The sequence below is a fragment of the Marinobacter sp. 1-4A genome, assembly GCF_016597725.1.
Lineage (GTDB): Bacteria > Pseudomonadota > Gammaproteobacteria > Pseudomonadales > Oleiphilaceae > Marinobacter.
Genome location: NZ_VCGY01000005.1, coordinates 1 through 11,831, shown reverse-complemented (window position 1 = coordinate 11,831; position 11,831 = coordinate 1). Strand labels below are relative to the sequence as shown.

The following is an 11,831-nucleotide window of genomic DNA, read 5'->3' as shown; positions in this document are numbered from 1 at the left end:
GAAAAATGATAAATATAGTGCTTATACTATAATACATTGGTGTAATTTCTAGTTTTTGTTCGATTTAATATTATTTCGACTATAAAAGGCTATAAGTAGTCTAACGATTTTGCTGAATACGCCACAAGAACAACAGTCTCACAGACGGCAGACACACCGAGAGGAATACCCCATGACCTCAATCTTCGATCAGGGCCTTACGCCCCTTGATGCTAATTACGCAGTTCAATCGCCGATTGATTTTATCGAGCGCACAGCCAGCGTTTACCCGGACTATCCCGCTATTATTCATGGGGCTATCCGCTATAACTGGGCCCAAACTTACGATCGCTCCCGGCGGCTTGCTTCGGCTCTGAAGGGGCGTGGTATTGATCGTGGAGACACAGTGGCTGCCATGTTGCCCAATATTCCAGCCATGGTGGAGTGCCACTTCGGTGTGCCGATGATCGGCGCTGTTCTAAACACTCTGAATGTGCGTCTGGATGCAGAGGCCATTGCATTCATGCTGGAGCACGGCGAAGCAAAAGCTGTTATTGCCGATCGCGAGTTTGGTGATGTGGTGCGCGATGCCGTCAGCCGCTTGGAAAACAAACCGTTGGTTATCGATGTGGACGACCCGGAATACGGTGAGGGTGTTCAGGTCAGTGATTTGGACTATGAAGCGTTTCTGCAGGAAGGTGATCCGAACTTCCAGTGGAGCTTTCCGGACAACGAGTGGGACGCCATATCGTTGAACTATACTTCCGGCACTACAGGCAACCCGAAAGGCGTGGTTTATCACCACCGTGGCGCTTACATCAACGCCTTGGGTAATCAGGCTGTGTGGTCGATGGGAATGCACCCCGTATATCTGTGGACCCTGCCAATGTTCCACTGCAACGGTTGGTGCTTTCCATGGACGATTACTGCTATGGCAGGAACGCATGTTTGCTTGCGCAGGGTTGATCCAGAAAAAATTCTACAGTTGATTCGCGACCATCAGGTTACGCACATGTGCGGCGCACCCATTGTGTTGAACGCTTTACTGAATGTACCGGCAGAGTCTAAAGCGGGCATTGACCACGAAGTTCGTTCGATGACAGCTGGTGCAGCGCCCCCTGCCCAAGTGATTGGTGCGGTAGAGGAAATGGGCATCAAAGTGACTCACGTTTACGGTTTAACGGAAGTTTATGGCCCGGTGACTGTGTGCGCGTGGAAATCTGAGTGGGATGATCTGCCATTACATGATCGAGCGAAGATAAAAGCCCGCCAAGGCGTGCGCTATCATACCCTCGCGGGCACCATGGTGGGCGATCCGAATACCATGGAAGCCGTGCCCAAAGATGGCAAAACCATTGGCGAGATATTCCTGCGCGGCAATACCGTTATGAAGGGCTATCTGAAAAACCCGAAAGCCACTGAAGAAGCCTTTCGAGGCGGCTGGTTCCATACTGGCGACCTCGCCGTATGGCACGAAGACGGTTATATGGAAATCAAGGATCGTTTGAAGGACATCATCATTTCCGGCGGTGAGAACATATCCACCATCGAAGTGGAAGATACGCTGTATCGACACCCTGCTGTTCTTGAGGCCGCTGTTGTTGCGCGTCCGGACGAGAAGTGGGGCGAGACGCCTTGCGCCTTTGTGACTTTAAAACCGGAGGCCGGAAATGTGAGCGAAGAGGATATTATCAACTTCTGCCGCGAACATCTGGCTCGCTTTAAAGTGCCAAAAACCATCGTCTTCTCAGAACTGCCCAAAACCTCCACGGGCAAGATCCAGAAGTTCGTATTAAGGGATCAAGCCAAAGAGCTTCACTAACCTCCCAAAGGGCAGCGCCAACTCTGGCGCTGCCGGATACCACACCACAATAACCTAATCGGGCACGCGCTGAGCGACTGTGCCGGGAGACTCTGTTATGCAAATGTTCCATCGAAAAAACGGGGAAGAGCAGCCGTTCTGGCCTGCGGGTCCTTTCAAAATCCGCCTTCCTTTTGTGCATTATCGCTGGGAATTTGCGGAAATGGTCCAAGCACTGATCATGTTTGTGGTTAGCTTGGCCATGATCCCTCTGCTGCAAAAATACCTTGGCGTGCCTTATGACGTAGCACTTGCCTATGCGGTTATTTGCGGTATTGGCTTTATGCTACCGGCCTTGCTGGGGGTACCACTGGTGCCAGGCTGGATCACGCCGGGTATTCCTGTTGTGCTGCTTTTTCTGAGTGACTTCGAGCCGGGCCCCGAGGCTATACAGGCTATGTTCGCCCTGCAGTTTTTGGTGTTTATTATCTTCCTATTTTTGGGCGTTACCCGGTTGGGGAGCAAACTGGTGGATCTTATTCCCCGGTCCATGAAGGGCGGCATTATTATTGGTGCGGGCATCGCAGCTCTGATGGGCGAAATTGAAGTAGGCGGTCGCGTGGCCAATACGCCAATATCGCTGATTGTTGGCGGCCTGGTTTGTTTGTATCTCATGTTTTCTGTGTCGTTCAAGGGCTTTGTTGAGAGCAACTCCTTTGCCCGCAAGATCGCCAACTACGGCATGGTGCCCGGTATGGTTGTGGCTATTCTCGTGGGTTTTGCCACAGGCGAATACGACGTACCGAATGTTGAGTGGGGCATTACCAAACCCGCCTTTGATGAGCTGTGGAACTATCTGCCGTTTACTGTCGGTTTCCCCGACCCCAAAGTCTTCCTATACGCTGTTCCGACTGCGGTCATCGCTTACATTATTGCCTTCGGGGATATTGTAGTAGGCCAATCCCTGATGAATCGTGTGGACCATTTGCGTAAAGACGAGGACATCGACAACAGCATCGACCGTGTGCATTTGGTAACGGCCATCCGTAACGGCGGTCACGCTTTCTTTGCGCCTTACCCCGGTTTGGCTGGCCCAATTTGGACCGCCGTAACCGCCACCATGGCCGAGCGTTACAAGTACGGCCGCAACGCCATGGACTCCATCTACAGTGGCGGTGGCACCTTCTGGATTACCGGCTTTATTGCCCTGTTTATCCTACCGTTGGTGAGCTTTTTCCAACCGGTATTGCCCATTGCCTTGTCTCTGACGCTCTTGTTGACCGGCTACATCTGTTTGATGGTGGGTTTGGAACAGTTGGAAAATAATACCGAGCGGGGCATTGCTGGCACCATGGGCGTGGTATTGGCTGTCTATGGAGCAGGCTGGGGCCTTGGGACCGGAGTGGTGCTCTACTTGCTGATAGAGCGAACCAAGCTGATTGGCTTTACTCCAGATCCCGAAGCACCGAGTGTCGAAGAGGCAAACAAGGATTGAAATTGTGGCCTCCGGCTAAAGCTGGAGGCAGTTTAGAGTCTGTGTGTCTTTGGGAGGCTAAATGCCTCCCCTTTTTTTGCCTGTAACTTTTGAATGACGATGTGTCATTTTGTGACAACCTGTCCGTTTTTCTGGCTTGCCCCTTCCTTCTGCCTTGCTCCGGGTACTAAACTGACCATATTGATGATTTTTTGCCCACTGCTCAAAAGACATAATAAAAAGGAGGCAGTCATGACAATAAGCTCCACCCCCGATGGCGTGTCCGTTAAACCACGACACCTGCACTTTGATGTCAGTGAAGATCTAAAAACCCACTGGCATGGCGATGATGCGTTCCGTACAGCGTTCTTCAACGCCTTGTCACTCCAGTTTCCGGATGGCGAACAGCAGTTTATTAATGCGGTTAGGCTATATCGGGACAAAATTGAGGATCCGAAACTCAAGGCCGAGATTCGTGGGTTTATTGGTCAAGAAGCCTTGCATAGCCGGGAACACAAAGCATACAACGAGGCTTTGAAAGCGCGCGGTTATGATATTGATAAGCTCGACCGTCGTTTTCGCAAGCACATGGAATGGGTTGGAAAGCTTCCACCCAGTCGGCAACTGGCGGGCACTTGCGGTGCCGAGCATTACACGGCGGTGCTGGCGAATGCCATTCTCAGCCACCCTGAATGGCTACAAGGTGCAACACCGGTTATGGCGCAACTCTGGCGCTGGCATGCCATCGAGGAAACCGAGCATAAGTCGGTGGCGTTTGATGTTTACCGTGAATGTGTGGGGAATGAGCGCTTAAGGCGGATTATTTTTTTATTTGTGACCTGGAACTTCTTTAAATACACCTTTTTGAATACCTGCAGCCTGCTAAAAACAGACGGTAAGCTCTGGAGCCTTCGTACTTGGGCTGGCGGGCTCAATTTCCTGTGGGGAAAACCCGGCATTTTGCGTCAGTGTTTGCCTGAGTTTTTGGCATATTTCCGCAAAGGCTTTCACCCATGGCAGCAGGACAATAGGGCGCTTTTGGAGAAAAATCTGCAGGAGTTGGATGCTGGAGGTCTGGCATGAAGGTAGGTCTGATCATCGATTCCGCTTGTGATTTGCCTTACGAGTTCAGCCGCAAACACGACTTATTTATTCTCCCGGTGACGGCCGTAATCGATGGTGAGACATACATCGACGAGCATGACCCTGTAAGAACCCAAGAGTTTTATCAGAGCGGATTGCTGCAAAAAGGCCACCATGCCGAAACCCACGCGTTTTCCACTGAACAAATCCATGACCTGTTCATGCAAAAAATTGTTCCCCAGTTTGATGTCGCCATCTGTGAAACAGTCACTCGCAGCAGAAGTCTGGTTTATCAGAATGCCTCAGAAGCCATGAATAGCGTGATGGCCAATTGCGAGCAGGCGCGTGCGGATTCCGGCCGTGACGGTAAATTTTCGATGAGAGTGATTGATAGTAAACAGATTTTTGCGGGGCAGGGGTTGCTGGCCGCTCATACGCTCAAACTCATAGATCAAAAGCTTTCCAAGAATGCATTGCGGAACGAGGTAGAAAGGTTCTCGGACAAAATATTCACCTGCGTAATCCCCCGGGACCTCCATTATATTCGCGAGCGTGCCAGACGCCGTGGCGACAAGAGCATATCTGGCGTTGTGGCGTTTTTGGGTAAAGCATTGAACATCACACCGATTATTTTCGGGCAGGGCGTGGACGGCCAGCCCGTTGCGAAAACACGCAGTTTCGACATGGCGGTAGAGAAAGTAATGAATTACGCCACTGCAAGAGTTGAGGCCGGGCTACTTACACCCTACTTAAGCTTGTCTTGCAGTCTGAGTTGGACGGAGATTGAAGACCTGCCCGGCCTGAATCAGCTTAGAAATGCTTGTGAGAAAAACGGTGTTGAGTTGTTGCTTTCACAAATGGGCATCACCAGCAGTATTTATGTTGGGCCCGGCAGTCTGTGCTTGGCACTGGCGGCAGAACCACATAATTTCAGCGATTTTCAATAATAGCCTCAACTGCGGCAGGTACTGGCCCGGCCGCAGCAATTCGACCGCATTTACGGCGAACCCGTCTTTAAGATCTTCGTGTTAGCCTCCCGGTATCCAGTTCAAATTAAGCTGAGTTTCATCATAACAACAGGGCCGTGAACACCATGAGCAAGGACAAAATCGATCCAGCCAGTCAACTGCTGGAATTGCACGTGAAGCACGAAGTTGCCTCACTAAAAGGCGCTAAACTCCGCAAATTTCTCAATCAGGAGGTTAGCGAGATTCTGGACCACGCAGGCACTATCACGTTGAATCGCATAGCCTCGAAAGAGCAGGTGATGGAGACCATTCAACGGGTTGTTGTGGACATGGAATTGGATGCTGGCATCCCTGAGTTGGCGGGTGAGATGGCCACCGAGGTACTCAATGCACCGGTTCAGGCAAACACAGTATTGAGTGACATTATCACCCGTGAGCAAGCCACGGGTTTTGTAGAAGAAATGCTTGAGTTGCGCCAGCAGCGCGAACGGGTCATCAGCGAAATCATGGCCCACCCGGTCTATCAGGAGCTGGTTTCAAATGTGGTCTATCAGGGCATTGTTAACTATCTCTATGAAGACAACCTGATCACCAAATCGGTACCCGGTGTTGGCTCCATGATGAAGTTTGGCAAACGCATGGCTAACAAAGCCGTGCCCGGGTTGGATGAAACCTTTGAACGCAGGCTAAAAGCCTGGCTGTCCGATAGCTTGCCAGGGCTGATTAGTCGCAGCGAGCAGTTCCTGCAGCGCGCACTCTCCGATGATGAGGTACGGGATACGGTTATGGCAGCCTGGGTCGCCGTAGAGGACCGCACGGTTGACGAGCTTCGCGAAGGCCTTGGCGACGTTGAACTCCAAGCATTTGTGGTATTAGGCTATGAGTTCTGGTTGCAGTTCCGGAAAACTGCCTACTTTGAAGGCTGTACTCAGGCAGTGGTTGCGCACCTGTTTGTGAAATACGGTGATCGACCACTTACCGACCTTCTCAATGACCTGGGTGTGACGCGCGAGGTGATTATTGCAGAGGTCGACGCCTGGGCTATTCCGGTAATCGGCCTGCTTCAAGAGGAAGGTTATATTGAAGCGCTCGTGCGTAGGAGGCTATCGGCTTTTTATAAATCCGCTGCGGCGCGTAAAATACTGGAGCCGTCTGCTTAAGGCTTGCTGGTTTCTATCCGTTATCTATTTAGAGCGCACAAACAAAAAAGGGAAGCCTATAACGGCCTCCCTTTTTTGTTTAGACCTTACGGGTACCGCAAGGCCTGATTGAGATTATTTTTCCAGATATTGAAGTTTGTTGGGCTTGCCATCCCACTCCTCTGCATCTGGTAGTGGATCTTTCTTCTCTGTGATGTTGGGCCACTTGCCCGCCAGATCGGCGTTAATCTCAACAAACTCAACCTGGTCGGCTGGCAACTCATCTTCTGAGAAGATCGCTTCGGCCGGACACTCGGGCTCACACAGAGCACAATCGATACACTCGTCCGGGTCGATTACCAGAAAGTTTGGCCCTTCATAGAAGCAATCTACCGGGCATACTTCCACACAGTCTGTGTATTTGCACTTGATGCAGTTATCGGTAACGATAAACGCCATAATCAGATCCCTGGTCCAGTGGTCAATCTCATCCGGAGCATGTTGTCAGGCTCCATGGTTATATTTAATGGGCGATATTGTAGGGAGCAGCCCGCACTGCCGCAAGCGTCTGGCCGCTATAACCTTATTACTCAGGTCAATTTCCCCTTAGTTTTTCAATAATTTTTTCAATTCATAGAGCCGATTCATGGCTTCTCTGGGGGATAAGTCGTCCAGATCAAGGCTTTTTAAAGCGTCTTCAACAGCGCTGGGCTCTGCACTGGCAAACATATCACCTTGGTATACGGTTTGGGCGGGTGTTGCTGGTTGTCTTTTGGGTGACTCTGCGACGGATTTAGGTGCAATGGCCGCAGGTACAGCGCTGCCCTCTAGCAATTTTAACTGCGCCTTGGCGTTGCCTATAACGCTCTGGGGCACGCCTGCCAGTTTCGCTACTTGTAGGCCATAGCTCTGGCTGGCGGGGCCTTCGTGCACATTGTGCAGGAAGACGATGCTGTCGTCGTGCTCTGTTGCTGTGAGGTGCACGTTTACTGCGAGCTCTAGATCGTCTGCAAGCTGCGTAAGCTCAAAGTAGTGAGTAGCAAACAGGGTGTAACAGCGAATTTCTTTTGCCAAGTGCTCTGCGGTCGCCCAAGCCAGAGACAAACCATCAAAGGTGCTCGTGCCCCGGCCCACTTCGTCCATCAGTACAAGGCTGAGCTCAGTGGCATTATGCAGAATGTTCGCGGTTTCGGTCATTTCCACCATAAAGGTCGAACGGCCGCCAGCGATATCATCCGATGACCCCATTCGAGTAAAGATTCGATCAACCGGCCCCAATACAGCGCGATTGGCGGGCACAAAACTCCCGGTGTAAGCCAGCAAAGCAATCAGAGCCGCTTGGCGCATATATGTAGACTTACCGCCCATGTTGGGACCGGTAATAACCAGCATGCGGCGCTGCGTATCCATCAGCAGGTTGTTGGGTACGAAAGGCTCATCCAGAAGTTGCTCAACAACCGGGTGGCGGCCATCCTCAACATCAAACCCCGGGGCATCTCGAAACTCCGGTGCAACAAAGCGTAAGGTGGTGGCGCGTTCAGCGAAGTTGCTGATCACATCCAGCTCTGACAAGGCCTGTGCGGCATCCTGCAGGGGGGCGAGTTGTTCGGCAACGGTTTCTAACACCTCGTCATAGAGTGCTTTTTCTCTAGCCAACGCACGGCTCTTGGCACTCAACGCTTTGTCTTCAAACTCTTTAAGTTCCGGTGTAATAAAACGCTCTGCGTTCTTCAGGGTCTGGCGACGGATGTAATCAACTGGTGCCTGAGCAGACTGAGCCCGGCTGATTTCGATGTAATAGCCGTGTACCCGGTTGTAGCCAACCTTCAGGGTGCTTATACCGGTGCGCTGTCGTTCACGGGTTTCGACATCCAACAGATACTGGCCCGCGTTCTCGCTGATGTTACGCAGCTCGTCGAGTTCTTCATCAAAGCCCTCTCGAATCACACCGCCTTCGCGAATCACGACGGGAGGGTTGTCGATAATCGCGCGCTCCAGCATATCGGCGAGCTCGGGATATTCGCCTATTACCGTAGCGAGCTTAACAATGTGGTGGGAGTTAACCGGCTTTAGGGCTTTCTGTAATTCTGGCAGTGCATGAAAGGCGTCCCGCAGGCGGGCAAGGTCTCTCGGGCGGGCCGAACGCAGGGCCACACGAGCGAGCACTCGCTCAATATCGCCTACGGTTTTGAGCAGGTCGTGTACAGGCTCGTAATGGAAGCCTTCGAGCAGCGCCGATACCGCCTGCTGGCGTTGCTGCACTACGTTTACATCCCGAAGAGGACGGTTTAGCCAGCGCCGCAACTCGCGGCCGCCCATAGAAGTAGCGGTTTTATCCATCACCCAGGCCAGTGTGTGCTGATGGCCGCCCATAAGATTAATGTCGATTTCTAGGTTGCGGCGGCTGGTAGCATCGAGAACCACCGCTTCATCCCGGCGTTCCCGGGTGAGTTTGCGAATGTGGGGTAGGGCCGTGCGCTGAGTTTCTTTTGCGTATTGCAACAGGCAACCGGCTGCACAAATGGCCAAGCTTAGATCTTCGCAGCCGAAGCCGGTGAGGTCGCGAACCTGCAATTGCTGAGTCAGTACCCGGCGCGCAGTATCCGATTCAAAAAGCCAAGGGCCTTGACGCCGCACGCCGGTAAGCCCGGCGACAACGTCCTGGTAGGGGAAATCTTCGCTGATAAGAATTTCCGCTGGGCGTAGCCGTTGCAGTTCACCTTGCAGGGCTTCTAGGCTATCCAGTTCAGAAACAACAAAACGACCGCTAGAGATATCCAGTGAGGCAAAACCAAAATGCTCGCGTTGGTGGTAGATTGCAGCCAGCAAATTGTCGCGGCGGTCTTCCAAATAGGCGTCGTCGCTTAGAGTGCCCGGGGTAACAATCCTAACCACCTGGCGATCTACCGGGCCTTTGCTGGTTGCCGGGTCGCCAATTTGCTCAACTATGGCAATGGATTGACCGGCGCGGACCAGACGGGCAATGTAGCCTTCAGATGAATGAAACGGAATGCCCGCCATGGGGATCGGGCTACCGCCGGATTGCCCCCTTGCGGTGAGGGTAATATCCATTAGCTCTGCGGCTTTCTTGGCGTCGTCATAAAACAGCTCGTAAAAGTCACCCATGCGGTAGAACACCAACTCATCCGGGTGCTGGCCCTTGATTTTGAGGTATTGCTGCATCATAGGTGTGTGCTGGGGTTTGCTGTTTTGAGCTGCTGACATGGACGAGTCCGGATAATCTTGCTTTGGATGAAGCCACGGATTGTAAGAAAATAACGCCCGTGATGAAACGAGGGAGACCATTATGCCTGCCACTGACCACGAACTCGAACAAGCAGGAAACCAATTGGCCGATGAATTGCTAAAAGCTGGGCTCACGGTAGTTACTGCTGAAAGCTGCACTGGTGGCTGGGTGGCCAAGGTGTTGACCGATAAGGCGGGATCGTCTGACTACGTGATAGGCGGTCTGGTTACCTACAGCAATGAGGCGAAGCAAAAGCTTCTGAGCGTTACCGATGCGTCGCTGGACAACCACGGAGCCGTAAGCGAACCGGTGGTTCGGGAAATGGTTGCCGGTGCACTGGCAACAACCGGGGCGGATGTTGCAGTTGCGATTAGCGGCGTAGCAGGGCCCGGTGGTGGTTCTGAGGAAAAGCCGGTAGGAACAGTTTGGTTTGCCTGGGGGAGTGGTATCGCGAGTACCGAAGCGGTTGTTCAGCATTTCGCTGGCGACCGTGATCAGGTGCGTCGACAGGCGGTTCTCTTTGCACTGCAAGGTGTTAGGGAGTTTTTGAAACAAACCTGTAGGCTTTCACAATAACAGGGGTTGGCCTCTTCTTCGGGGTATGTTTTAATACTGTTCAAATATACAGGGAATCTGCTGTAACCACTGTACGGCTTCCCGTTTAACTATATCTCCACCGGCTTGACTACAGTGCCGTTGGCCAAGGCAACAGAGGGTTTACACTGATGGAAGACAACCGCAAAAAAGCATTGAGCGCAGCATTAGGCCAGATTGAACGGCAGTTTGGTAAAGGCGCCGTGATGAAAATGGGTGATCAGCCCCGCGAAGCCATTCCTGCGGTCTCCACCGGGTCCCTTGGCTTGGACGTTGCTTTGGGTATAGGTGGCCTGCCTTACGGTCGAATCGTGGAGATTTACGGCCCCGAAAGCTCCGGTAAAACAACGCTGACTCTTCAAGTAATCGCCGAAGCACAAAAAGCCGGAAAGACCTGTGCGTTTATCGATGCTGAGCACGCGCTAGACCCCATCTACGCAGAAAAACTCGGCGTTAATGTTGATGACCTGTTGGTTTCCCAGCCGGATACCGGTGAGCAGGCGCTGGAGATCGCCGACATGCTGGTGCGTTCCAACGCAGTTGACGTCATCATTGTTGACTCTGTTGCTGCTCTTACGCCAAAGGCGGAAATTGAAGGCGAAATGGGCGATAGCCACGTTGGCCTGCAGGCCCGCCTAATGTCGCAAGCACTGCGTAAGCTCACGGGTAACGTGAAGCATGCCAACTGCTTGATGGTATTTATCAACCAGATCCGTATGAAGATTGGTGTGATGTTTGGTTCCCCGGAAACCACGACCGGTGGTAACGCTCTGAAGTTCTACTCATCTGTGCGTTTGGATATCCGTCGCATCGGTGCTGTGAAAGACGGCGATGAAGTAGTGGGTAACGAAACCCGTGTGAAAGTGGTTAAGAACAAAGTGTCTCCTCCTTTCCGTCAAGCAGAGTTCCAAATTCTCTACGGTAAGGGCATTTATCACATGGCTGAAGTGCTCGATATGGGTGTGAAAGAGGGCTTCGTAGACAAGTCTGGTGCTTGGTACGCCTATAACGGTGATAAAATCGGCCAAGGCAAAGCCAATGCCTGCAAATTCCTTGAAGAGAACATTGAGGTCGCCAAGGAAATCGAAGCCAAAGTACGTGAACGCTTGATGCCGAAGCCGGTCGCCAAGAAAGATGCCGCTGCGGAAGTTCCTGCTGAAGCGGACGGTGAACTGCTCTAAATCAGCTTGAGGTGCATATGGACCGTAAAAAGAAATTACTCATCGTTTCCCATGCGCCCTCCCCGAATACTCTCACCCTGCGCGACGCAGTCGCGCAGGGTGCAGGGCACGAAGATATCGAAAATGTAGAAGTAACCGTGCTGGCGCCATTAGATGCTGGTCCGGATGATGTTCTTGCCTGTGATGCCATTATCCTCGGCACCACCGAAAATCTAGGGTATATGAGCGGTGCTTTGAAGGACTTTTTTGATCGCAGCTACTACCCATGCCTAGAGAAAACCCAAGCTCTGCCATTTGCTTACTACATACGCGCCGGCCACGATGGCACTGGCACTCGCAGGGCAATAGAAAGCATTACTACCGGC

At 52.2% G+C, this 11,831-nt stretch carries 10 protein-coding genes; 8 read left to right on the top strand and 2 right to left on the bottom strand.

The annotated features are described in order from the left end of the window. Positions 1–172 precede the first annotated feature (172 nt). The 5 genes from FE845_RS11700 (at position 173) to FE845_RS11680 (ending at position 6,465) form a co-directional block, all read left to right on the top strand. Positions 173–1,801, top strand: coding sequence for an acyl-CoA synthetase (locus FE845_RS11700; RefSeq protein WP_200364785.1), 1,629 nt, complete (start codon positions 173–175; stop codon positions 1,799–1,801). 97 nt (positions 1,802–1,898) lie between these two features. Continuing rightward, a complete protein-coding gene (locus FE845_RS11695; RefSeq protein WP_200364783.1) occupies positions 1,899–3,275 on the top strand; it encodes a solute carrier family 23 protein in 1,377 nt (458 codons plus the stop codon). A gap of 231 nt (positions 3,276–3,506) precedes the next feature. Further along, positions 3,507–4,337, top strand: coding sequence for a metal-dependent hydrolase (locus FE845_RS11690; protein WP_200364780.1), 831 nt, complete (start codon positions 3,507–3,509; stop codon positions 4,335–4,337). Continuing rightward, a complete protein-coding gene (locus FE845_RS11685) occupies positions 4,334–5,284 on the top strand; it encodes a DegV family protein (protein ID WP_200364778.1) in 951 nt (316 codons plus the stop codon). Before FE845_RS11690 ends, FE845_RS11685 begins: the two co-directional genes overlap by 4 nt. Positions 5,285–5,430: 146 nt before the next feature. Next, entirely contained in the window at positions 5,431–6,465 is a 1,035-nt protein-coding gene (locus FE845_RS11680; RefSeq protein WP_200364776.1) for a hypothetical protein, read from the top strand. A 114-nt stretch (positions 6,466–6,579) separates the two neighbouring features. Here the strand turns inward: FE845_RS11680 and fdxA are convergent, their stop codons facing one another. Then, a complete protein-coding gene (gene fdxA, locus FE845_RS11675) occupies positions 6,580–6,903 on the bottom strand; it encodes a ferredoxin FdxA (protein ID WP_200364774.1) in 324 nt (107 codons plus the stop codon). A gap of 147 nt (positions 6,904–7,050) precedes the next feature. Then, on the bottom strand, positions 7,051–9,669 hold the full coding sequence (gene mutS / locus FE845_RS11670) for a DNA mismatch repair protein MutS (protein WP_200364772.1): 2,619 nt from the start codon (positions 9,667–9,669) through the stop codon (positions 7,051–7,053). A gap of 82 nt (positions 9,670–9,751) precedes the next feature. Between mutS and FE845_RS11665 the strand changes: the two genes are divergently transcribed. The 3 genes from FE845_RS11665 to FE845_RS11655 form a co-directional block, all read left to right on the top strand. After that, on the top strand, positions 9,752–10,267 hold the full coding sequence (locus FE845_RS11665; RefSeq protein WP_200364770.1) for a CinA family protein: 516 nt from the start codon (positions 9,752–9,754) through the stop codon (positions 10,265–10,267). Between the two features lie 149 nt (positions 10,268–10,416). After that, positions 10,417–11,466, top strand: a complete 1,050-nt coding sequence (recA, locus tag FE845_RS11660; RefSeq protein ID WP_200364768.1) for a recombinase RecA — start codon at positions 10,417–10,419, stop codon at positions 11,464–11,466. A 17-nt stretch (positions 11,467–11,483) separates the two neighbouring features. Further along, positions 11,484–11,831, top strand: a 348-nt coding sequence (locus FE845_RS11655; protein ID WP_200364765.1) for a flavodoxin family protein, incomplete at its 3' end; no start/stop codon positions are given.

What these genes read in the sequence shown, in the direction of transcription:
- FE845_RS11690 (WP_200364780.1), top strand. Translation starts at nt 3,507, where the DNA reads ATGACAATAAGCTCCACCCCCGATGGCGTGTCCGTTAAACCACGACAC.
- FE845_RS11700 (WP_200364785.1), top strand. Translation starts at nt 173, where the DNA reads ATGACCTCAATCTTCGATCAGGGCCTTACGCCCCTTGATGCTAATTAC.
- fdxA (WP_200364774.1), bottom strand. Translation starts at nt 6,903, where the DNA reads ATGGCGTTTATCGTTACCGATAACTGCATCAAGTGCAAATACACAGAC.
- FE845_RS11685 (WP_200364778.1), top strand. Translation starts at nt 4,334, where the DNA reads ATGAAGGTAGGTCTGATCATCGATTCCGCTTGTGATTTGCCTTACGAG.
- FE845_RS11695 (WP_200364783.1), top strand. Translation starts at nt 1,899, where the DNA reads ATGCAAATGTTCCATCGAAAAAACGGGGAAGAGCAGCCGTTCTGGCCT.
- mutS (WP_200364772.1), bottom strand. Translation starts at nt 9,669, where the DNA reads ATGTCAGCAGCTCAAAACAGCAAACCCCAGCACACACCTATGATGCAG.
- FE845_RS11680 (WP_200364776.1), top strand. Translation starts at nt 5,431, where the DNA reads ATGAGCAAGGACAAAATCGATCCAGCCAGTCAACTGCTGGAATTGCAC.
- recA (WP_200364768.1), top strand. Translation starts at nt 10,417, where the DNA reads ATGGAAGACAACCGCAAAAAAGCATTGAGCGCAGCATTAGGCCAGATT.
- FE845_RS11665 (WP_200364770.1), top strand. Translation starts at nt 9,752, where the DNA reads ATGCCTGCCACTGACCACGAACTCGAACAAGCAGGAAACCAATTGGCC.